20 protein-coding genes and 2 tRNA genes are annotated in these 21,961 nt (G+C 70.5%); 7 read left to right on the plus strand and 15 right to left on the minus strand.

Annotation, left to right across the window (positions count from 1 at the left end; genetic code table 11):
* The first annotated feature begins 100 nt into the window (after positions 1-100).
* Positions 101-4,615, plus strand: coding sequence for a cation-translocating P-type ATPase (locus tag GA0070215_RS03615; protein WP_091041730.1), 4,515 nt, complete (start codon positions 101-103; stop codon positions 4,613-4,615).
* 17 nt (positions 4,616-4,632) lie between these two features.
* On the opposite strand, the gene GA0070215_RS03620 is transcribed toward GA0070215_RS03615, so the two are convergent.
* Positions 4,633-5,580: an L-threonylcarbamoyladenylate synthase gene (locus GA0070215_RS03620; protein WP_091042132.1), complete on the minus strand. Its 948-nt coding sequence runs from the start codon at positions 5,578-5,580 to the stop codon at positions 4,633-4,635.
* 100 nt (positions 5,581-5,680) lie between these two features.
* Positions 5,681-6,271 (minus strand): winged helix-turn-helix domain-containing protein, encoded by a 591-nt coding sequence (locus GA0070215_RS03625; protein WP_091041734.1) that lies wholly within the window; start codon positions 6,269-6,271, stop codon positions 5,681-5,683.
* A 51-nt stretch (positions 6,272-6,322) separates the two neighbouring features.
* Between GA0070215_RS03625 and GA0070215_RS03630 the strand changes: the two genes are divergently transcribed.
* A complete protein-coding gene (locus GA0070215_RS03630; RefSeq protein ID WP_091042134.1) occupies positions 6,323-6,913 on the plus strand; it encodes a dienelactone hydrolase family protein in 591 nt (196 codons plus the stop codon).
* Between the two features lie 3 nt (positions 6,914-6,916).
* Here GA0070215_RS03630 and GA0070215_RS03635 read toward each other — a convergent pair whose 3' ends face one another.
* Both GA0070215_RS03635 and GA0070215_RS03640 read right to left on the minus strand, forming a co-directional pair.
* Positions 6,917-7,303 (minus strand): VOC family protein, encoded by a 387-nt coding sequence (locus GA0070215_RS03635; RefSeq protein ID WP_208600278.1) that lies wholly within the window; start codon positions 7,301-7,303, stop codon positions 6,917-6,919.
* Positions 7,300-7,605, minus strand: a complete 306-nt coding sequence (locus GA0070215_RS03640; RefSeq protein WP_091041742.1) for an ArsR/SmtB family transcription factor — start codon at positions 7,603-7,605, stop codon at positions 7,300-7,302. The genes GA0070215_RS03635 and GA0070215_RS03640 overlap by 4 nt, the downstream gene beginning before the upstream one ends.
* Positions 7,606-7,885: 280 nt before the next feature.
* Between GA0070215_RS03640 and GA0070215_RS03645 the strand changes: the two genes are divergently transcribed.
* The gene (locus GA0070215_RS03645) at positions 7,886-8,848 is read left to right on the plus strand and encodes a hypothetical protein (RefSeq protein ID WP_141708149.1); all 963 of its coding nucleotides are present in this window, start codon (positions 7,886-7,888) and stop codon (positions 8,846-8,848) included.
* Positions 8,849-9,497: 649 nt separating this feature from the next.
* On the opposite strand, the gene GA0070215_RS03655 is transcribed toward GA0070215_RS03645, so the two are convergent.
* Together GA0070215_RS03655 and GA0070215_RS03660 are read right to left on the minus strand one after the other, a co-directional pair.
* Complete coding sequence (locus GA0070215_RS03655; RefSeq protein WP_091041751.1) at positions 9,498-9,791, minus strand: type II toxin-antitoxin system RelE family toxin; 294 nt, start codon at positions 9,789-9,791, stop codon at positions 9,498-9,500.
* A gap of 20 nt (positions 9,792-9,811) precedes the next feature.
* Positions 9,812-10,096, minus strand: coding sequence for a type II toxin-antitoxin system Phd/YefM family antitoxin (locus GA0070215_RS03660; RefSeq protein ID WP_026267926.1), 285 nt, complete (start codon positions 10,094-10,096; stop codon positions 9,812-9,814).
* 829 nt (positions 10,097-10,925) lie between these two features.
* On the opposite strand from GA0070215_RS03660, the gene GA0070215_RS03665 reads away from it, so the two are divergent.
* The 4 genes from GA0070215_RS03665 to GA0070215_RS03675 all read left to right on the plus strand — a co-directional run bounded on the left by GA0070215_RS03665 (position 10,926) and on the right by GA0070215_RS03675 (position 12,747).
* Complete coding sequence (locus GA0070215_RS03665; RefSeq protein WP_091041754.1) at positions 10,926-11,459, plus strand: RNA polymerase sigma factor; 534 nt, start codon at positions 10,926-10,928, stop codon at positions 11,457-11,459.
* Positions 11,456-11,926 carry a hypothetical protein gene (locus GA0070215_RS03670; RefSeq protein ID WP_026267927.1) on the plus strand — a complete coding sequence of 157 codons (471 nt, stop codon included), beginning with the start codon at positions 11,456-11,458 and terminating at the stop codon, positions 11,924-11,926. Before GA0070215_RS03665 ends, GA0070215_RS03670 begins: the two co-directional genes overlap by 4 nt.
* A 62-nt stretch (positions 11,927-11,988) precedes the next feature.
* Complete coding sequence (locus tag GA0070215_RS28350) at positions 11,989-12,135, plus strand: hypothetical protein (protein ID WP_167361473.1); 147 nt, start codon at positions 11,989-11,991, stop codon at positions 12,133-12,135.
* 363 nt (positions 12,136-12,498) lie between these two features.
* The gene (locus GA0070215_RS03675; RefSeq protein ID WP_091041758.1) at positions 12,499-12,747 is read left to right on the plus strand and encodes a hypothetical protein; all 249 of its coding nucleotides are present in this window, start codon (positions 12,499-12,501) and stop codon (positions 12,745-12,747) included.
* A 167-nt stretch (positions 12,748-12,914) separates the two neighbouring features.
* On the opposite strand, the gene GA0070215_RS28845 is transcribed toward GA0070215_RS03675, so the two are convergent.
* The 9 genes from GA0070215_RS28845 to gyrB form a co-directional block, all read right to left on the minus strand.
* Complete coding sequence (locus tag GA0070215_RS28845) at positions 12,915-13,169, minus strand: TetR/AcrR family transcriptional regulator (protein ID WP_341844949.1); 255 nt, start codon at positions 13,167-13,169, stop codon at positions 12,915-12,917.
* A 434-nt stretch (positions 13,170-13,603) separates the two neighbouring features.
* A complete protein-coding gene (locus GA0070215_RS03685; RefSeq protein WP_091041761.1) occupies positions 13,604-14,020 on the minus strand; it encodes a type II toxin-antitoxin system VapC family toxin in 417 nt (138 codons plus the stop codon).
* A complete protein-coding gene (locus GA0070215_RS03690; RefSeq protein WP_018788540.1) occupies positions 14,002-14,256 on the minus strand; it encodes a FitA-like ribbon-helix-helix domain-containing protein in 255 nt (84 codons plus the stop codon). The genes GA0070215_RS03685 and GA0070215_RS03690 overlap by 19 nt, the downstream gene beginning before the upstream one ends.
* Positions 14,257-14,369: 113 nt before the next feature.
* A tRNA-Ala gene (locus GA0070215_RS03695) sits at positions 14,370-14,442 on the minus strand.
* A 10-nt stretch (positions 14,443-14,452) separates the two neighbouring features.
* Entirely contained in the window at positions 14,453-14,581 is a 129-nt protein-coding gene (locus GA0070215_RS28850) for a DLW-39 family protein (protein ID WP_013283222.1), read from the minus strand.
* Between the two features lie 44 nt (positions 14,582-14,625).
* Positions 14,626-14,699 (minus strand) — tRNA-Ile (locus GA0070215_RS03700).
* A 142-nt stretch (positions 14,700-14,841) separates the two neighbouring features.
* Positions 14,842-15,768: a DUF3566 domain-containing protein gene (locus GA0070215_RS03705; RefSeq protein ID WP_091041765.1), complete on the minus strand. Its 927-nt coding sequence runs from the start codon at positions 15,766-15,768 to the stop codon at positions 14,842-14,844.
* A 3-nt stretch (positions 15,769-15,771) separates the two neighbouring features.
* Positions 15,772-19,548, minus strand: a complete 3,777-nt coding sequence (gene gyrA, locus GA0070215_RS03710) for an intein-containing DNA gyrase subunit A (RefSeq protein WP_091041769.1) — start codon at positions 19,546-19,548, stop codon at positions 15,772-15,774.
* A gap of 130 nt (positions 19,549-19,678) precedes the next feature.
* Entirely contained in the window at positions 19,679-21,625 is a 1,947-nt protein-coding gene (gene gyrB, locus GA0070215_RS03715; protein ID WP_018788537.1) for a DNA topoisomerase (ATP-hydrolyzing) subunit B, read from the minus strand.
* Positions 21,626-21,961 lie beyond the last annotated feature (336 nt).

Genomic DNA, 21,961 nt, shown 5'->3' on the forward strand with positions numbered 1-21,961 from the left:
CGGGAGCGGCGGGGGCGACGCCGGAAACTTCTGCCGTCGGGGTGGCATAACGGACGCCGCCCCGGGAAGTCGGGCCGCCGGGACGAGACCGGGAGGCGAGATGACGCTGGGACGGTTCGCCGGTCTCCTGCTGTCACCTACTGTCGTGCCGGAGACCGCCGCGCGCGTCGCGCGTACCGTCGGGTCGGCCCTGCCCACTGACGCCGTGCCGGCCCGGGTCGGCGAGGTGGCGGGCAGCGTCGGTGCGGCCGCGGCCCGGCTGGCCCGGCTCACCGGGCTGACCAGCCGCCGGGTGTGGTCGTCCCAGGACGGCCGCCACCACATCGAGGTGCACGGCGTCTGCCAGGACGGCGGGGACCGGCTCGCCCACCAGGTCGAGGCGGCGCTGGAGTCGATGCCGGGGGTGGACTGGGCGCGGGTGAACGCGCCGTCCGGCCGGGTGGTGGTCGCGACCGGGGAGCCGGCGCCGAAGCTGCGCGACCTGATCGCCACCGTGGCGCGCGTCGAGCGGACCTGCCCGTACGAGCCGGACCCCGACGTCGATCCCCCGCAGCCGCCCGAGGACGGTCCGCGCACGGCGCGGACGTTGGGCGCGCTGCTGTCCGACGTGCTCGGGCTGGGCATCTCCGCGGCCACCCGGGTGCTGCCGCTGACCCCGATTCCCGCCGAGGTGGCCGGACTGCTGAGCGCTGTCGACCTGCACCCGAAGCTGCACGCGCTGGCCGGACTGGGCATCCGCGCCGACCCGCGCGCCGAGGTGTTGTTCCCGCTGGCCGAGGCGGTGGTGCAGGGCCTCACCGGCGGCTGGGCCGGGATCGTGCTCGACGGCGCGCATCGGATCGTGCAGTGGGGCGAGGGCACCGCTCAACTGACCGCATGGCGGCGGGCCGAGCCGCGCCTGACCGGTGCTCCCGAGCACGCGATCGCCCGGGTGCCGGACGGCGAGCGGCCCTGTCCGGTGCCGGACGGGCAGCCCGAGCGCTACGCCAACCGGGTGCTACCGGCCGGCGCGGTCGCCGGGGCGGCGGCGCTGCCGGTGCTGGGGCCGAAGCGCGCCGCCGCGCTGGCGCTGTCCTCGCTGCCCAAGGCGCCCGGTTCCGGGCGCGAGGGGTACGGCGCACAGCTCGGCCTGATGCTCGCCCGACGCGGTGTGATCGCGATGGACCGCACCGTGCTGCGGAATCTGGACCGGATCGACACGGTGGTGCTCGACGCGGCGGTGCTCGGCTCGGACCGGGGCGTCCTGGCCGATCTCGCGCCGCTGGCCGACGCCGACACCGGGCACGTCGCCGCCCGGGCGTTCGCGTTGTTCGACCCGGCCGAACCGGACGCGGTACGCGCCGCCGACGACTGGCGGATCGGCCCGCTGGACCGCCTCGGTGCCGACGATCCCGGGGACACCCCGGACAGCGCCCGGCTGCGCGCCGAAGGCGGACAGCTGCTCGGGCTGGCCGAGAACGGCCGGCTCGCCGCCGTCCTGCGGGTCGAACCGGAGCCCGCGCCCGGCGTGGACGCGCTGACGTCGGCCGCCCGGCAGGCGGGCCTGCGGCTCGTGGTCGGCGGCGCGGACGACGGCCGGTACGACTTCGCGGACCTGCTCGTGCCCGGTGGGGCCCGGCTCGCCGACGCGGTGCGCGACCTGCAACGCGAGGGCGCGATGGTGATGGTGGTCTCCGGTGAGCGATCGGCGCTCGCCGCGTCCGACTGCGGGCTCGGCGTGCACGGCCCGGACGACCTGCCGCCGTGGGGCGCGCACCTGCTCGTCGGCGACGACCTGCGGGTACCCACCCTGCTCGTCGACGCCGCCGGGGTGGCCCGCCGGATGACCGAGCAGAACATCCGGATCGCCATGGCCGGCAGCGGGCTCGGCGCGCTCGGCGCGTTCACCGCCGACCGCCGGCGCCTGCCCGGCCGGACGCTCGCCGCCGTGAACGGTGCCGCGGCGCTCGCGTTCGCGCACGGCGTGTTCCGGGCACACCGGCTGCCGGACCGTACCGGCGCCCCGATGCCCGCGCTCACCGCCTGGCACCTCATGCCGGCGCAGACCGTCCTGGACCAGCTCGACACCGGTCCGGCCGGGCTGACCGAGGAGGAGGCGGGCCGACGCCGGCGCGTGGAGGGCGGCGACGAGCACGGGCCGGCCGGGCTGCTCCGCTCGTTCGTCGACGAACTGTCAAACCCGCTGACCCCGGTGCTGGCCGCCGGGGCGGCGCTCTCCGCCGCGTTCGGCTCGCTCGTCGACGCCGCGCTGGTCGGCGGCGTGGTGGGCGGATCCGCGCTGGTCGGCGCCGTGCACCAGCGCAACACCGAACGGTCCCTGGCCGAGCTGCTGTCCCGCTCGGCGGTCACCGCCCGGGTGCTGCGCGACGGCGCGGAGCGGGTGGTGCCCGCCGAGGAGCTGGTACGCGGCGACGTGATCACCGTCAGTTCGGGGGACGCCGTACCGGCCGACTGCCGGGTGCTGACGAGCGACGGGCTGGAGGCGGACGAGTCGTCACTGACCGGCGAGTCGCTGCCGGTGGCGAAAAGCCCGGAACCGGTGGTGGCGGCGGCCATCGCCGAGCGGCACTCGATGCTGTTCGAGGGCACCACGGTGGCCGCCGGGCTCGGCACCGCCGTGGTGGTGGCCACCGGAGCGGAGACCGAGGCCGGGCGGAGCCTCGCCATGGCCCGGCAGGCCCCGCCGGCCAGTGGCGTGGAGGCACGGCTCGGCAAGATGACCAGCAGCGCCGTACCGCTTGCGGCCGCCTCGGCGATCGCTGTCGCCGGCGCGGGGCTGCTGCGGGGCGTACCCCTCGCCGAAACGGCGGCGACCGCCGCGAACCTGGCCGTGGCGTCGGTGCCGGAGGGTTTGCCGTTCCTGGTCAGCGCCGCGCAGCTGGCGGCGGCGCGGCGGCTGGCCGAGCACGGCGCCCTGGTCCGCAACCCCCGGACCATCGAGGCGCTGGGCCGGGTCGACGTGCTCTGCTTCGACAAGACCGGCACGCTCACCGAGGGGAAGTTGCTGCTGGCGGGAGTGGGTACGGGCGACGGCCGGTACGCCGCGCCGGACGAACTCGACGAGCCGCTCCGGTCGACGCTGGCCGCCGCGGTGCGGGCCACCCCGGCCGCTGACGACCCGGACGAGCTGCCGCAGCAGACCGACCGCACGGTACGCCACGGCGCGGACGCCGCCGGGGTGGACGAGCGGACCGGTGCGGCGGGCTGGACCGCCACGGCCGGACTGCCGTTCGAGCCGTCCCGGGGCTACAGCGCCTTCGTCGGGCGGGCCGCCGACGGGCTGCTGCTGAGCGTGAAGGGCGCCCCCGAGTCGGTGCTGCCGCGCTGCGCGACCCGGCGCACCGCCCAGGGTGACCGTCCGTTGGACGCGGCCGGACGCGAGGAGGTGCAAGCCATGCTGGCCGGTCGGGCCGGTGCCGGACATCGCATCCTCGCTGTGGCCGAGTGCCCGGTCTCCACCGAGCAGGTCACCGACGAGCAGGTCGACGGGCTGGTCTTCGTGGGTTTCCTGACGCTCGCCGACGGGGTGCGGGAGAGCGCGCGGCCGGCGGTGGCCCGGATCCGGGCGGCGGGCGTGCACACCGTCATGATCACTGGCGACCACCCGGCCACCGCCGAGGCGATCGCCGCCGCGATCAGCCCGGACGACGGCGGCCAGCGCGTGGTCACCGCCACCGACCTGGACCGGCTGGACGACGCGGCGCTCGCCGAGCGTCTGATGGCCACCGACGTGGTGGCACGCTGCACGCCCGCGCACAAGGTACGGATCATCCAGGCGTTGCAGCGCCAGGACCGCACTGTCGCGATGACCGGCGACGGCGCCAACGACGCGCCCGCGATCCGGCTCGCCGACGTGGGCATCGCGCTCGGCCAGCGAGGCACACCCGCCGCCCGCGCCGCCGCCGACCTGGTGGTCACCGACGACCGGCTGGAGACGATCATCGCCACGCTCGTCGAGGGGCGGGCCATGTGGTCGTCGGTACGGCACGCGCTGAGCATCCTGGTCGGCGGGAACCTCGGTGAGATCGCGTTCAGCGTGCTGACCGCCGCCGCGACCGGCCGGTCCGCCCTGAACGGCCGGCAACTGCTGCTGGTCAACCTGCTGACCGACCTGGCGCCCGCGCTCGCCATCGCGGTCCGCCCGCCCGCCGACGACCGCGCCGACCACCTGCTGCGGGAGGGGCCGGACTCGTCGCTCGGCGTCACCATGACCCGGGAGATCGGGCTGCGCGCGGCGTCGACCACGCTGGGCGCGACCGCCGGCTGGACGATCGCCCGGTGGACCGGCACCCAGCGGCGTGCCGGCACCGTCGCGCTGGCCTCGCTGATCGGCACGCAGCTCGGCCAGACCGTACTGGCCGGCGGCACCAGCCCCAGCGTGCTCGCCGCCACCGCCGCGTCGGTAGGTGTGCTCGTGGCGGTGGTGCAGACGCCTGGTGTCAGCCACTTCTTCGGCTGCACCCCGCTCGGCCCGGTGGGCTGGACCATCGCCACCGGCTCGGCGCTCGGTGCGACGTTCGCCAACGGCGCGCTGACCAGGCTGGTGGACCGCCTGCCGCAGCCCGGTTCGCACGGGCGTCCCGATCAGGGGTCCGGCGAAGGACATGACGCCTGAGGTGACACGGCCCGGTTCTAGTGCCAGGTGGCGGCGGCCCGGCGCAGCCGGTCGTTGATCGCCCGGCCCACACCGGTCTCCGGGACCGGCTCCGCGACGATCTCGGTCACCCCGGCCGCGTCGAGCCGGTGCAGTGCGTCGAACAGCCGCGCCGCCGCCGTCGTCACGTCGCCGTCGGGCGACAGCACCTGCACCGCCGCCCAGTCGCCGTCCGCCGGTGGCTCCCGGAAGGCCAGGAAGCCCCGCCGGCCGCCGCCGGGCTCGGCCGCCGCGCCCAACCGCAACGGGGTACGCGGGGCGTAGTGCGCGGCCAGCGTCCCGGGCGCGACCGGTTGGCCGGAGCTGCCCTGGCGCACCTCGACCGGGCCGACCGCCTCGACGATCGCCTCGACCGGCAGCGCACCCAGCCGCAGCACCACCGGCCGGTCACCTCGCGCGTCCACGATCGTCGACTCGATCCCGCACCGGGTGGGCCCGCCGTCGAGCACCACGTCCACCGCGCCGCCCAGCCCGGCCACCACGTGTTCGGCCCGGGTCGGGCTGAGCTGGCCGAACCGGTTGGCGCTCGGCGCGGCCACCGGTACACCGGCGACCGCGATCAGCGACCGCGCCGACGGCTCGTCCGGTACGCGTACCGCCATGGTGCCCAGGCCGGAGGTGACGATCGGCGGGATGGCCTGCGGCCGGTCCACGATCAGGGTGAGCGGGCCGGGCCAGAAGCGTTTCGCCAGCGCGGCCACCGCCGCGGGCACCTCGCCCACCAGTACGGCCAGGTCGGCGGCGTCGGCCAGGTGGCTGATCAGCGGGTCGAAGCTGGGCCGGGCCTTCGCCTCGAAGATACGCGCCGCGGCCCGGGCGTCGAGCGCGTTGGCGCCCAGCCCGTAGACCGTCTCGGTGGGGAAGGCGACCAGCCCGCCGGCGCGCAGGACGGCGGCTGCCTCGTCGACGCCGCGCTCGGCCGGCAGGACGCGCGGGGATCCGGTGCTCACGCTTCCGACGCTAGCCTGCCCGGTCGGCCGCCCCGGCAAGACCCTGCCGGCTTGCCGTCCCGGGGTGGCGGGGCGTTCAGTCGCGTGGGTCGGTGGCGGGGTCCGTGTCGGGAAGCGTGGGCGCGTCAGTGGGATAGAGGCCGGCGGCGAAGCCGTACACCTGGTCCCCGGCTCGGGGGATCTGCGCGAACCGCCGGGCCAGCGCCTGCACCTCCGCCCAGAACTCACGGGCGTCCTCGATCGGGATGCGCGCGTGCACGAGTGTGCACCGCAGCTCGTCGGCGGCGTGTGCGGCGGCCGATTCGGCGGCTGCCCCGGCGAGCCCGTTGACCCGGGACACCACCTGCTCGTCCTCGGCCCGGCTGAGCGCCCCGACGTAGTAGGTGCGTGCCACCCGCCCGTAGAACCGCTCCTCGATGGCGCGTACCCGCCGGGTCCGCACCACGCGCAGCAGACCGGCGTCGACCAGTTGGTTCACGTGGTACGCCACGCTGCTCTTGGGCCGGTCGACGGCTCGGGCCATCTCGTTGACGGTGGCGGCGCGCTCCAGGAGCAGTTCGAGCAGCGTGCCCCGCAGCGGGTCGGCGAGCGCGCGCAACTGCTCCGGAGCGGTGACCACGAGCAGGTCGTCGAGGTCGTAGTCCGGGATCCGCTGATTGACCGACATTTCTCGACCGTTCTAAGATTCTGGTTCGTTCGCCAACTCAGGAGTGTGGTGATGGCCGAGATCGTGCTCCTCCACCACATCCAAGGGCTCACGGATGGTGTCCGCGCGCTCGCCGACTCCCTGCGTTCCGGCGGGCACACCGTGCACGCCCCCGACCTCTTCGACGGCGAACGGCCGGCCACCATCGAGGACGGCGCCGCGCTGATCAAGCGGATCGGCGGCGACGTCCTCGGCCGGCGCGCCGACACGCTCGTCGCCGACCTGCCCGCCGACCTCGTCTACGCGGGCGTCTCCTGGGGTGCCGCCATCGCCCAGCGACTCGCCCAGACCCGGGCCGGCGCCCGGGCCGCCCTGCTCTACGAGGCGTGCCTGCCGGTGACCGGCGAGTGGGCCATCGGTCCCTGGCCCGACGGGGTGGCGGTGCAGGTGCACGGCATGGAGCGGGATCCGTTCTTCGGGCTGGAAGGGGACGTGGACGCCGCTCGCGAGCTCGTGTCGATCGTCGGTCCCGAGCGCGCCGAGCTGTACGTCTACCCCGGCGACCGGCACCTTTTCACCGACAGCTCGCTGCCCTCGTACGACGCGCAGACGACAGCGCTGGTGGTGAGCCGCAGCCACGAGCTGCTCGACCGGCTCGGCTGACGCCTACCCGTACTGTGCGATCTGGATCAGGTTGCCGCAGGTGTCGTCGAACACCGCGGTGGTCACCGGACCCATGGCGACGGGTTCCTGGGTGAACAGCACGCCGAGGCCGCGCAGCCGGTCGTGCTCGGCGGCCACGTCGTCCACCGCGAACTGCGCCAGCGGGATGCCGTCGGCCGCGAGCGCCTCCTTGAACGCCTTGGCGGCCGGATGGGCGTCGGGCTCCAGCAGCAGCTCCACGCCGTCCGGGGCGTCGGGCGAGACCACTGTGAGCCAGCGGTACTCCCCGGTGGGCACGTCGGTCTTCTTCACGAAGCCGAGCACCTCGGTGTAGAAGCGCAGGGCCTTGGCCTGGTCGTCGACGTACACGTTGGTGAGGTTGATTCTCACGGATTCTCCCGGGTCGGTTCGGTGGACCTGAGCCATCGCTCAGTGATGGACCGCAGCGGCCGGGTGTCGAGGTGGTGGAACTTGTAGCGACCCTGCCGCCGCGTGACGATCAGGCCGGCGGCCTCCAGGACGTCGAGATGCTGGGAGATCGCCTGCCGGGACGAGCCGACCTGGTGCTTGGTGGCCAGCCGACCGCAGATCTCGAACAGGGTCTGACCGTCGCGCCCGGTCAGCTCGTCGAGGATCAGGCGGCGGGTGGGATCGGCCAGCGCCTGGTACAGATCGCCCACGTCATCCAGCATATGCAAGTCACGGCTTGCCTATCAAGCCGTCTTCTCAGGTATCGGAGGACGTCATGCCCGGATACATCCTCACCGGCGCTCCCAGCTCCGGTAAGACTGCGCTCCTGCGCCACCTGGAAATCGACCTACCGGGAGGCCGGATTCGAGTTGGCCGAAGTGCCGGCCGGACCGCTGGCGACCCGGGTGACGTGAGCGGTTCACACACTGCCCCAATTGTCCACTTAATAGGCATTTGCTCTGTAGGGTCGTGTTGCCTTCTCGATAGTCGGGAAGGGACTGAATGAGCAGAGGCGAGAACGTGAGACTAACCCGGCGAATTTCCGCCACCGGAGCGATGGCGATCGCCGTCGGAGCCGTAGCGCTGTCGAGTACAACCCCAGCGCTCGCCGCGCCCGGCGATGCCAGCGCGCGCGGCGTCGTGGTCGACCTGTCCGCAGCCGTGGCCGGCGTTCCGGTGATCACGGCCGACGCGGTGATCGGCAGCGCGACCGCGCCGGCCGGCGGCGGCACGGACACCGACACCGCCCTGGCGATCACCATCCCGGGTGCCCTGGGCGTGACGGCCTCGGGCACGGTGGTCGAGGTAAGTGCAACCCGGGGTGAGACGGCATCATCGGCCAACGCCGAGATCGCCGACCTGGCCCTGGCCATCCTCGGCACACCCGTAATCGACGCCGAAGTGATCACCGCGGCGGTCAACTGCCCACAGACCGGCACGCAGACAGCGGACACCTCCTTCACCGGGCTCGAACTGTTCGGCGATCCGGTAGTCCTGTTGCCGAACACTCCTGGTGTCACCGCCAGCGCAGCGGTCACGGTCCCGGGCCTTGTCGGCGCCGCACTGAACGCCAGGCTCACCAACGTCGAAACTGTGACCGAAGACGGTGCTGTGGCCATCGCCGTACAGGCGACCCTCAGGTTGACAGGCACTATCGTCGGCGGGCCGTTGCTGGACATCCCTGTCGGCACCGTCATCCTCGCCGAGGCGCGCTGCGAGCGTCCGCTCGGCCCGTCGCCGACCCCGACGCCGACGCAGCCCACGCCTTCGCCGACCCAACCCACCGCGCCGCCCACGGACGGCCCGACCCAACCACCGACGGCCAGCCCCAGCCCGATCCTTCCCGTGACCGGCACGGACGCGACCGGGTTGTGGTGGCTGTTCGGCATCGGCGCCGCGATGGTGACCCTCGGCGGCACCGCCTTGGTGATTCTGCGCCGACGCCGCATGTCACCTATCGCGTGACGTCAGCCTCCTGAAGTAGATCACCGCGAGGGGTTTCCGGCCTGTCGGCTGGAAACCCCTCGTTGATCGGCTCCCGGTAGGCCTGGAGGTCTTCGAAGCCGTAGCCATCGCCGCAGCCCGTCCACCAGCGTCGGCGGACCGCCAGGCAGCGCGACGGAGCGCCACCTCCGGCACCGCCTACCCGAGCAGGGCCTACCGAGGACGTACCTGTTTGCCCAGCTCAGGAGCTATGGGTGGGCCGGAGGTACCACAATGCGAACCGCCCCGCGACGATCGCCGGTGACCCGCTTCCACTCAGGATGGCCGCCCCAAGGGCATCAGGCCGACACCACGATCCGTGCGACTGCGGGAGCGTTCGCCGAGCCGACGCTCCGCAGCCTCGACGCCATCGACCTGGCCATCGCCCACGTGCTGACCGGTGAGTCCGGCACGGCACTGATACAGAGTTCGGCCACTCGTGCGGCAGCGAGGCCACTACATCGGCCGGCCTGCCTGCGTCTCCGCGACCTTGCACCCATCCCATCACCGTGTACGGGTTGAGCGGTTCATCGGTCCGGTCGGCGAGCCCGCGCGAGGGTCAAGGGTCAGAGCCCCTCAGCCTGCGGCTTCGCCACAACAGCGGCGGGTCGCCGGACTTGACCAGGGGGCGCTACAAACGGTAGGCGTTGCGCCGATGGCGGACCGAGTGGATCTCCACGACTCGTTTTGCCTCGTTGATCCGGTAGATGATCCGGTAGGTGCCACGCCGAGCGGAGTGGAAACCGTCGAAAGGTTCGTCGAGAGGCTTGCCTACCCGATACGGGTTGATCGCGATCGCCCGCTGGATGGTTTCCGTTGCCGCGATCGCCACCTCCAACGGCAGGTCCTCGTGCAGGTTGCGGCGAGCCTGCCGGGAGAACATCACCGTGTACGGGCTGAGCGGCTCGTTGGTGTGATCGTCCACCCGCTTGCCGCCTGGAGGCATCAGGCCGCCCTGCTTCGACGCCGCTCCAACTCGGCACGCACCTCGTCCATCGAGAACGTGTCGCCAGCTGCGAAGTCCTCCCGTGACTGGCGCAGGTCTACGAGGGCTTCGTCGTCGGACAGCAGGTCGAGCGTCTCTCGCATCGACTCATACTCGGCCACCGAGATCAGCATCACGTCGGCGCGGCCGTTGCGGGTGATCGTGAAGTGGTCGTGCTCCCGGGCGACCCGGTCGGCGAGTTCGGCGATCCGAGCCTTGGCTTCGGTGATGGGGATGGTCTCCATGACGACCACAATAGCGACCGGTCATAATTATGACCAAGTGAAGTTCGTATCGCGGCTCAGCCCCTACCCGCTCATTGGGCTCCGGTACCTTCACGGCGCTGACATCCACGTGATAATCCAGCGCGTGGTTCCCGCCGGGGGACGAGGTCGAAACCCGCCTCGCCCAAGCCCTCGAACTCCTTCGGGACCAAGCACACGACGTCTACGATCTGGCCGCACATGGCGGCGGTACGGAATCCGGTCGCCGGACCCGCCCCGGTGTGAGGGGGATCGGGTCCAGGGCGTGGTAGCACGACCAGAATATCGGCCTTGAACTGCGGCTTCGCGGCTCGCGAACCTCTCCGTTTGGATATCCGTTTCGGCGGGCCGGAGGTACCACCATGCGAACCAAACCGCCACGATCGTCGGCGACCCGCTACCCCTGCCACCAGTCGGAGCGCCCGGCAGGTAGGGCTGCGAGCGCGGCCCGTGTTCAGCGCCTGCCCTCTCAACACGACGACGCGGCGATCATGGTCAGTAACGTATTGCAACGGGTGATACTGGGCCCAGCCGTTGTCGGCGAGTGCGGATCCGCCGGAGAGAACGCACCTTCGTGCTGCCGCCGGAGTTGATCGGCTGCGACGTCGCGGGTCGGGTGAGCCGTTGCGACAGGCGGCCGTTGCCCGGCCGCCTCCTACTCTCCGGCCGGTCGACGTTGATCTGACGCCTCTGGTGACTGGGCTGCAGCGTGGCCGTGGTGGCATCCGATCGTGCCGCGGGCGGGCCGTGAACCAGATCGCTCTCTCGGGCGACTGTCATCGTGTGGCAGGCCGAACGGACGGGAGGCGACGTGGATCGGGTCGGACGTGATGCGCTGCTGGTCGTGCGCGCGCAGCTCGGAGACCGGAAGGCGCTGGCCGAACTGGTCGGGCATTGGCACGACCCGCTGTGGCGGTATGTGCGACGGATGCTCGACGGGCCGGGTCGGGCGGACGACGTGAGCCAGGACGTGTGGGCGAGTGCGCTGAAGGCGCTGCCACGTCTGCAGCAGCCGGAGCGGTTTGCCCCGTGGCTGTTCACCATCGCCCGACGTTCGGTGACGAACCACCTGCGGGAGAAGTACACCCAGGCGGACCCAGTCGACGGCGACGGGACCGGCGACGACGATATCTCGGCCGTTCTGGACCGGGCGCAGGTGGCCGAGGGTCTGGTTGGGCTGCCGGTCCGCGAACGCGAAGTGCTGATCTTGTTCTATCTCCATGACCTGGCACTGGAAGAGTGCGCGCAGGTGCTGCAGATCCCGTCGGGAACGGTTAAGTCCCGGTTGTTCCGGGCCCGGCGACTGTTGCGGGACTCGCTGGTCGAGAAGGGTTATTCGTCATGACCGAACGACCTGGATACACCCCGGACCACATCGTACGGGCGATGTCACTGCCGCGCCGCGTCGGTGTTCTCGTAGCCGGACTGGGCGGTCTGGCCGGGTCCACGACCATCGGCCTGTTGTGGGCCACCGAGCCCGGGGCGTTGCCGGCTGGGACCAAGCTCGTTTTCGCTGCGATGATCCTCGTTGGCGTGACCTGGGCATGCTTCGCTGGCTGGGCGCTGATCCGCCGGCCACTGTTCGCAGTGGACCGGGTGATCACAGGCTGGCTCGCGGCCACCTTCAGCTTCCTAACGACCGGCGGCACGGTCGCGGTCGCAGTCAACCGCACGAGCACCGTCGGCGTCCTGGCCGCTGGGGGCCTGGGTCTGATCCTGATCGTCGTCTCGAGCACGATGCTGATCCGCGCCCGCGCCTACCGGGCGACACTGCTCGCCCGCAAGCGCGAACTAGAAGACCACAAACCGTAAGAAAGCACACATCAATGCTCAGCCAAGCCTGGATCACCAGTCACGCCGTAGAGGGAGAAACCATGAACGCGCGCAAGCCCGCCCCCATCGGTCCGCTGGCCCTGGCCCTGCGCCATCTTCGACCCGAGTCTGCGGGCCGCCGTGTCGCCGTGCTCACCGTGGTCGTCGCCGTGGCCCTGCTGGCCGGTATCGCCCTACTCCTGCGCTGATCACTGGCGGACGCCGCCAACTCAACGGCAGCGGCCACCTCCGCCAAGGACTCGCTGATATGTCGTCGGAACGTCACCCACTCTCGTCGGGCGCCGCGCTCGGAGTGTCACGATCAGCACGCCTCGGCGGCCATGACGCTGACCCACGGATCCACCACCGAGGTGCAAGTTCCGGCCGCTGCCCGGCAGTGCGCCTACGGCATCGGCCGCCAGCGTTTCAGCCACCGTGCGCCCCTCAGCTGGGTATCCGTTTGGGCTACGGGTCAACAACTCAGTCCCGGCGGCTCACGTTGACTGCACAATCGAGGGCGGATGCGCCGTGACAGCTTTCGATGAGCGGGGGTGGAAGTGATCCGAGAGCGAGTGCTGGAGGAGCTGCAACGGCAGCCCAGTTGGTGGCCTTGGATGATGCTGGTGTCGACCACGTGCACCTTCGCTGCGCTGCTGTTCAGCGGCCCGGGCCATCGGTTCGGTGGCCCGGTGTTGTACTTCGTTGCGCTGTGTGGGTCCGGGGCTCTGCTCGTGCTATCGATCGCCCTGGTGGTGTTGCGGCACCGGAGCGGCGGCGTTGCCGACCTCCAGATAGAGCCGGCGCAGCAGCGACGGCAGTGATCGGCCGGCCAGTTGCTCGGCCTCCGCGACTGCGGCAGGCGGCGCGGCTCGGAGCGACCCTACCCGGCTGGGGGGGGGAACCTCGTCGCAGCATGATCGCGTTCGATGGTGGGCCGGAGGTATCACCATCGAACCACTTCGCCACGGTCGCCGGTGATCCGCTGCCGCTACGCCCGCGCCGCTCCTGAGCCTGATCGGCGGTTCAAGGCCAGGCGTTTGGGCCATCTGACGAGCAACCCCGGCAAGCTAGCTAGTTCACTCGCAGCGCTCGTCAACTCCTCGAAGTCCTCGCGGTACACCTCAGCGAGCAGCGCCTCCCGCGTGGGGAAGTGCCGGTAGAGGGTCCCCTGCCCTACACCAGCCGCGCGCGACGGACTGCATCGTCGCGGCTCCATCGGCGGCGAAGGCGAGACGTGCGACATCGACGATGCGTGCGCGATTTCGCAGAGCGTCTGCGCGCTGTAGTAGGGCAGCAGGACACCGCCGCTGCCCACCCGGATGCGCGTCGCGACCGCCGCGACGGCGGCCGCGACCACCTCCGGCGACGCGCAGGCTGCCCGGCCGGGCCCACGCCAGCCCTTCTACCGCCGACAACAGCCTTCCTGCGGGTTGACAGGCATCGATCAGGACAGCTTAAGGAGGTGGTCTCGCACCCTGCCACGCCGCGGAGAGGCGTCGGTCCGGACGTCGACGCGGCACGTCCGGGTCTCCCCGACAGCACTATCGACCAGGGGAATGGCCTGGTGGGCCGGAGGTACCACCATGCGAACCACACCGCCACGATCGCCGGTGAGCCGCTTCAACTCAGGATGGCCGGTCCAAGGGCGTCAGGCCGATGATCCTCGGGCGGCCGCCGTCAGGACGCGGCGAGCAGTCGGATCTCGCAGCGGATACCGCTGGCCTTGGCGAGCCGACCATCACCGGTCACGAGTGGGCAGGCCATCAACTCCGCCGCCGCGACGTAAGCCGCGTCGTACGCCGTGACATTGCCCCGCATCTGCCACATCCGGTCAACCAGCATCGCGACGCGAACCTCGTCGATGACCAACGAAGGCAGGGTATCGATCGCCTCCTGAGCCCGGGCAAGGCCGAGCTTCCCGCCGAGGACCTTGCCTCTGATCACAGACATGACCTCGACCAGAAGATGACTCGGCGCGGCCCAGTGCGGATCTCCGGTCAGTTCCGCCCGCGCCGCGTCCCCGACCGGCCCATCATCGACCAGAGCGTCGGCCAGAACCGACGCATCCACGACGATCACGCGGCGCTTCCCCACGATCCGCGCTGCTCCCGCTGGTCGTTCAACTCTGCGGCGCTCTCCCCCGGCAGAGAGCGAGCACCGTCGGATCGGCCGGCGAAGCGATCAAGGGCCGCCGTGTTGCGCAGCCGTCGAGCCTGCGTCTCCACCAGTTCCAGCAGGTATGCCTGGAGGGACTGCCCGCGCGCCCTGGCCTGGGCCGCCAGGGCGTCTCGCACTTCTTCCGGCACGTCCCGAATCTGGAGAGCAACCATGCATTCATTATGCATGCACCATCGCTCGCTCGTCAGGAAAGACTCGCACCCTCGATCAACTGGTTCGCATGACGACTGCGGTACAGCCAAGAGTCCCAGGTCAGAGAAGTGTGTGGAGCCCAGGGGACTCGAACCCCTAACCCCTGCCTTGCAAAGGCAGTGCTCTGCCAGTTGAGCTAGGGCCCCGTGACGGCGTTCAGCGCAGGTCGGGCGCCGTGGTCGCCTCGTGCCACAGGGCACGCTCGTCGTTCGATGCCTTTACCTTCTTGGCCACGACGGCGGCCACACCGACGATGCCGGCAAGGATCAGGAGCTTCTTGAACATGTGCTTTGACCCCTCGCGCTCGACTGTCGTCGGACGATGTGCGGTGGGGCTAGCTGGAATCGAACCAGCGACCTCAGAGTTATCAGCTCTGCGCTCTAACCGACTGAGCTATAGCCCCGCGTAGCGACGAGCTAGGTTAACCCATCGCCTCCACCGGGCCCAAATCGGGGTGTGTGGTGGAAGCACCCGCGCCATTTCGAACCTACCCGGACGCACGGCGCCGGGGCGACCGCTTTACGCGGTGCCCCGGCGCCGGTCGATCAGTCCCGCTCGGCGAGCGTCAGCTCGATCCCGCCGACCAGGTCGGCGCAGACGTTGTAGACGAACGCGCTGAGCGTGGCCAGCGCGGTGAACAGCACGACATTCACCAGGCCGACCAGCGCCGACGTCAGGATCACGCCCTTGGCGGTGATCCGGAAGCCGCCGCTGCCCTGGGCGCCGCCGGCGTTCACCAGGTCGGTCAGGCTGTCGTTCACGCTCGTGAACACACCCATGGCGTCAAGTGCCAGGTACAGCACCGACGTCGCCACGACGACCACGATGAAAAGCACCACGGACACCGCGAACGCGAACTTCATCACCGACCACGGGTCGATCCGCTTCAGGTTCAGCCGGGCCCGTCGCGGTCCGCGCGAGGCGGCCGAGCTGACCGAGGTACGCGCGGCGCGTACCGCCTCACCCACGCGCGCGGCGCCGACGGCCGCCGCGCCGCCGATGCCCGGCGGCAGGCCGCCGCCGTTGGCGGGCCGGGACTGGGCGCTCGCGGCGCCGCTCGGGCGCGAGCCGTCGGGCGACGCCTTCGGGGCGGTGCCCAGGCCGGCGCCGATCCGCGGCTGCATGCCGGTCGTCCCGGTGGAGGCCCGGCCGGCGGCCGACGGGGTCTTGATCGGCTGGGTGCTCGTGGCGTTCGCGGGCTTGGCGGCCGGAGCGGCCAGCCCGTCGGCCGACGTCGGCGCGTCGACCTTGGTTTCGGCCGAGTCCCGGGAACCGGAGTCCTCGGCCGGCTTGTCCGGAGGCGGGGCCATGCCGGGAGCCCGGGTGAACTTCGGGGCAGGCGCGTCGGCGGGAACCGTGGCCCGGCCCACAGCCGCGCGGCCGGTCGCTGGTGTGCCGCCCTGTGCGGCCTCCTCGTCGACCGGAGTGGCCGAGGTCCCCTTGTTCCCCGACTTCGCCTGTGTCTCCGTCATCAACTAGTCCTGTTCGTCAGGCTCGTCGGCATTGCGAGCAATCGCCACGATAGTCACGCCGTCCGGGAGGTCCATCAGCTTGACCCCCATTGTGTTCCGGTCACGCGTACGGCGTACAGGCTTCACCGGAGTCCGGATGACGCCGCCGTTGCTCGTGATGGCGAACAGCTCGTCCTCCGGGTCGATCACGACCGCACCGACCAGGCCACCGCGTCGCTCGGTGATCTTCGCGGTCAGCACGCCCTTACCTCCCCGGCCCTGGACCGGGTATTCCTCGATCGGGGTACGTTTCGCGTAACCCCCGTTCGTCGCCACCAGAACGTCGAGCCCCTCCCGGACGACCTCGACGGCGAGCAACTCGTCCTCGCCGCTGAAGCGCATGCCGATCACCCCGGAAGTGGCCCGGCCCATCGGCCGCAGTGCCTCGTCGGTGGCGTTGAAGCGGATCGCCTGGGCGTTCTTCGACACCAGCAACAGGTCGTCCTCCGGAGCGGCCAGGACCGCACCGACCAGCTCGTCCTCATCGCGCAGGTTGATCGCGATGATGCCGCCGGAACGGTTGGAGTCGAACTCCTCGAGCCGCGTCTTCTTCACCAGGCCGTTCTTCGTGGCCAGTACCAGGTAGGGCGCCACCTGGTAGTTCGGGATTTCAATGATCTGCGCGATCTGCTCGTCGGGCTGGAACGCGAGCAGGTTGGCCACGTGCTGGCCCTTGGCCACCCTACTGGCCTCGGGAAGCTCGTACGCCTTCGCCCGGTAGACCCGACCCTTGTTCGTGAAGAACAGGATCCAGTCGTGGGTAGAGCATACGAAGAAGTGGCTGACGATGTCGTCCTGACGGAGCGTCGCCCCGCTGACGCCCTTCCCGCCGCGCCGCTGTGACCGGTAGAGATCGACCTTGGTGCGCTTCGCGTACCCGGTGCGGGTGATCGTCACCACTACGTCCTCGCGGGCGATGAGGTCCTCCATCGAGACCTCGCCGTCGAACGGGACGATCTTCGTACGCCGGTCGTCGCCCCACTTCGCGACGATCTCGCCCAGTTCCTCTGAGACGATCCGCCGCTGCCGCTCCGGCTTGGCCAGGATGTCCTTGAGGTCGGCGATCTCCACCTCGAGCTTCGCCAGGTCGTCCAGGATCCGCTGCCGCTCCAGGGCGGCCAGCCGGCGCAGCTGCATGTCCAGGATCGCGGTCGCCTGGACCTCGTCGATGTCCAGCAGCCGGATCAGGCCCTGCCGGGCGTCCTCCACCGTGGGCGAACGCCGGATCAGGGCGATCACCTCGTCGAGCGCGTCCAGCGCCTTGGACAGACCGCGCAGGATGTGCGCCCGCTCCTCGGCCTTGCGCAGACGGAACGCGGTCCGCCGCCGGATCACCTCGATCTGGTGCTCGACGTAGTAGCGGATGAACTGGGCCAGGTTGAGCGTGCGCGGCACGCCGTCGACCAGCGCCAGCATGTTGGCGCCGAACGTCTCCTGGAGCTGGGTGTGTTTGTAGAGGTTGTTCAGCACCACCTTGGCGACCGCGTCTCGCTTGAGCACGAGCACGATCCGCATGCCGGTACGCCCGGAGGACTCGTCCCGGATGTCGGCGATGCCGCCGAGCTTGCCCTCCTTGATCAGCTCGGCGATGCGCTCGGCGAGGTTGTCCGGGTTGACCTGGTACGGCAGCTCGCTGACCACGAGCGCCGGCCGGCCCCGCTTGTCCTCCTCGACCTCGACCACGGCGCGCATCCGGATCGAGCCGCGCCCGGTCCGGTACGCGTCCTGGATGGCCGCCTGGCCGACGATCAGGCCGTGGGTCGGGAAGTCCGGGCCCTTGACGATCTCCAGCAGGGCTTCCAGCGTGGTGGCCTCGTCGGCCTCCGGGTTCTCCAGGCACCACTGCACGGCCGCGCCGATCTCGCGCAGGTTGTGCGGCGGGATCTTGGTGGCCATGCCGACCGCGATGCCCTCGGAACCGTTGATCAGCAGGTTCGGGATGCGCGACGGCAGGATGGTGGGCTCCTTGGCCCGGCCGTCGTAGTTGTCCTGCAGGTCGACGGTGTCCTCGTCGATGTCCCGCAGCATCTCCATCGCCAGCGGGTCGAGCTTGCACTCGGTGTTGTGGCTGACGAACCCGTCGGAGACGAAGGAGTGGTCCTCTGTGTCCACCCGGATGCTGTAGACGGGCTGCACTCCCGCGTCGGTGACGTCGGTCACCTCGGCGTAGTAGAAGCGCCCGTCGACAAGCGGTTCGACCACGTCGAGGATCCCCGGCTCGGTGATCCGGGAGGCGATCTCGTCGCGGTCCCGCTCCCAGCGCTCGATCCGGTCCACGTTGTGCCGGCGCAGCCAGTCACGCTCGGTCCAACGGCTCGCGCCGTGCTCGCGGACGAAGTCACCGACGAACGGCACGTGGTCGCCCGAGAGCGCGGTGCTGCTCGCCGGAACCTGGGCCAGCTCGGACTCCAGCTTGGCCTGCTTGCGGCCGAGGAAGCCGACGTGGGCGGCAAAGATCCGGGCGTCCCGCCGGTTGGTCACGACGACCTTGATCTCGCCGTCGTCGTACCGGCACTGCCGGCTGACCACGCCGAACTCCAGAAGCAGCTGCTGCACCTCGCGGGCCAGCCGCTCACTACGGGTCGAGTACGAGACCTGGATCGTGTGGCGGGGCAGAAGCGACGACGAGCCGTCGCCCTCGAACAGCGCCTGGAGGAAGGCCCGCTTGACCGCGGCCGGTCCGCGCCAGACGAACTCCGGCACGAACTTGTCGGCACTCCGCGCGCCAACCAGCTCGCCGAGCGCCGTGGTGGCGAGCTGCCGGACGCTCGCCCGCATCCGGTGCAGGGTTTTACCCGAAGGCATGAACTCTTCGCCGAACCAGCGCTTGCCACCAACGGAAAGGTCGAAAGCCGCGACAACTCGGGTGAAGAACTCCCGGTCCGCGTCAGCGAACTCGACCCACTCGCCGGAGATCCAGCCTTCGCTAACGAGTGCGCCCGCGAGCACGGCTGCCTCGACGTGCTCCGGCATCGGGTAGCCGATCTCGTCCGGCACGGTGCGCTGGAGGACCACCCGGTCGCCGGGGGAGATCTCGGCGAGCAGCTTCCACAGCAGGGTCGGCACACCGGCCACGTTCACCAGGCAGAGCACCGGGTGATTGTGCGTGCCGGTCAGCTCGTACCCCTCGCGGGTGCGCAACCGCAGCGTCGGGTGCTCGCCGGAGTGGAAGAACTTGGAGGCGCGGACCACATCGCCGTTGCGGTCGCGGACCTTCAGCTCGACATCGGTCTCGCTGCTCGGCGCGGCGTCCGGCACGATGTCGCCGATCCGCACGGTGCCGTCGACGGCACGAACCCGGACATCTGCGACAAGACAATATCTCATGGCGGCAGCCGGATCATTTCCCGGCGAGCCGAAGTTGCCGTTGCCGTCGACAAGCGGGTAGCGCAGCGACCACGGCTGCGCCATCCGGACCAGCGCGTCGTAGATGGCCGAGTCGCCGTGCGGGTGGAACTGGCCCATCACGTCGCCGACGACGCGGGAGCACTTCACGTACCCGCGGTCCGGCCGGTAGCCGGAGTCGAACATGGCGTAGAGGATCTTGCGGTGGACCGGCTTGAGCCCGTCCCGGACGTCCGGCAGGGCCCGCCCGACGATGACGCTCATCGCGTAGTCGAGGTACGAGCGCTGCATCTCGACCTCGAGGCCGACCGGCTCGATCCGGTCGTGCTGGACGACCGCGGCCAGTGCCTCAGGGGTCTCCGGCTCGTTCGGGGTGGACTCGGGTGTATCGGTCACTGTTAACCCTTATCAGACTCTTCAGTCGTGGTCTCGCTGTGGATAACGGCTGTGGAAAGCGTTCAGGCTGTGGATAACTCTGTGGACTGCCGGGCCGGCCGGTGGATGCCGGCCGGCCCGGTCGCGTCCGTCAGATGTCCAGGAACCGCACGTCCTTGGCGTTGCGTTGGATGAACGACCGGCGGGCCTCGACGTCCTCGCCCATCAGGACGCTGAACAGCTCGTCCGCGGTGGCGGCGTCGTCGAGCGTGACCTGACGCAGCGTACGCGTGGCCGGGTTCATCGTGGTTTCCCACAGCTCGGGGTAGTTCATCTCGCCGAGACCCTTGAACCGCTGGATGTCGTCCGGGCGGGCGTTGGGCTTCTTCTGCTGGCGCAGGGCGATCAGCCCGTCGCGCTCGCGGTCCGAGTACGCGTACTGGGCGTCGTCACCCTTCTTGTTCCACTTGATCTTGTAGAGCGGCGGGGCGGCCAGGTAGACGTGGCCCAGTTCGACCAACGGCCGCATGAAGCGGAACAGCAGGGTGAGCAGCAGCGTCTGGATGTGCTGGCCGTCGACGTCCGCGTCGGCCATCAGCACGATCTTGTGGTAGCGCAGCTTCTCGATGTCGAAGTCGTCGTGAATGCCGGTGCCGAGCGCGGTGATCAGCGCCTGCACCTCGGCGTTCTTGAGCACCCGGTCGATCCGGGCCTTCTCGACGTTGAGGATCTTCCCGCGGATCGGCAGGATCGCCTGGACGCGCGGGTCGCGGCCCTGCTTGGCCGAGCCGCCGGCCGAGTCGCCCTCGACGATGAAGACCTCGGACTCGCGCGGGTCGGTGGACTGGCAGTCGGCCAGCTTGCCGGGCATCGAGCCGGACTCCAGCAGCGACTTGCGCCGGGCGAGCTTGCGCGCCTGCTGGGCGGCGATCCGGGCGCGGGCCGCCTGGGACGCCTTCTGGATGATGATCTTCGCCTCGGCCGGGTTGCGGTCGAACCAGTCGACGAGCGACTCGTTGCAGACCCGCTGCACGAAGCCCTTGACCGGGGTGTTGCCCAGCTTGGTCTTGGTCTGGCCCTCGAACTGCGGGTCGGTGAGCTTGACCGAGATGATCGCGGCGAGGCCCTCGCGGATGTCCTCACCCGAGAGGCGCTCGTCGCCCTTGAGCAGCTTGCGCTCCGCGCCGTAGCGGTTGACGACGCTCGTCAGCGCGGCCCGGAAGCCCTCCTCGTGGGTGCCGCCCTCGTGGGTGTTGATGTTGTTGGCGAAGGTGTAGACCGATTCGCCGTACGACTCGTTCCACTGCATGGCGATCTCGACCGACATGCCCGTCTCCTCGGCGCCGAACTCGACCACCGTCTTGTGGATCGGGCTCTTGGAGGCGTTGAGGTGCCGGACGAAGTCGGCGATGCCGCCCTCGTAGTGGAAGGTGACCTCGCGGATCTTGCCGTCCTCGTCCTCCGGCACCCGCTCGTCGAGCAGGTGGATGGTGAGGCCCCGGGTGAGGAAGGCCATCTCCTGGAGGCGCCGGTAGATGGTGTGGAAGTCGAAGTCGACGGTCTCGAAGACGTCCGGGTCGGGCCAGAAGGAGACCGCCGAACCGGTGCGGTCGGTCTCCTCGCCCTTCTCCAGCGGCGTCGGCTTGGAGTGGTCGTACCGCTGACGCCAGACGAAGCCGTCCTTGTGGATCTCCACTGCCATCCGGGTGGACAGCGCGTTCACCACGGAGACGCCGACGCCGTGCAGGCCGCCGGAGACGGCGTACGCCTTGCCGTCGAACTTGCCGCCCGCGTGCAGCACGGTCAGGGCGACCTCGACACCCGGCTTCTTCAGCTTGGGGTGCAGGTCGACCGGGAAGCCTCGGCCGTTGTCGGTCACCCGGACACCGCCGTCGGCCAGCAGCACCACGTCGATGGTGTCGCAGTGCCCGGCCAGCGCCTCGTCCACCGCGTTGTCGACGACCTCCCACACCAGGTGGTGCAGGCCGCGCTCGCCGGTGGACCCGATGTACATACCGGGCCGCTTCCGGACCGCTTCCAGGCCTTCGAGCACGGTGATGGACTCGGCACCGTACTTCTTGTTGTCCTCCGCTGCCACGCTCGGCCACTTTCTCGCACCGGCCGCGCGTGGGCGCGGGGCGCGGGTTCGGCGGACAGGACGCGACGTCGGCGCGCATGGCCGCCCCTGGGTTCGCCAGGTCGGATCATGTGCGCCGGGCGCCGCGGTTGCCCGCGGATCGCGATCGGCTCGGACCCGATGCGGGACTATGATCGAGGGCTCGGAGGCCCCCTGTCCGTCGCTCCGTCTCGGGTCTTTCGTCTCGCTCCCAATCTTACTGTGCGGAGCCGACCAAACCGCCACTCGGCACCCTCTCCGAGGCGGCTGAGAATGCCGTAGCCGGACGAACCGCGCCTCCCGCGACTCCCCCTACAC

The sequence above is a fragment of the Micromonospora marina genome (assembly GCF_900091565.1).
In the GTDB taxonomy this organism is placed as follows: Bacteria; Actinomycetota; Actinomycetes; order Mycobacteriales; family Micromonosporaceae; genus Micromonospora; species Micromonospora marina.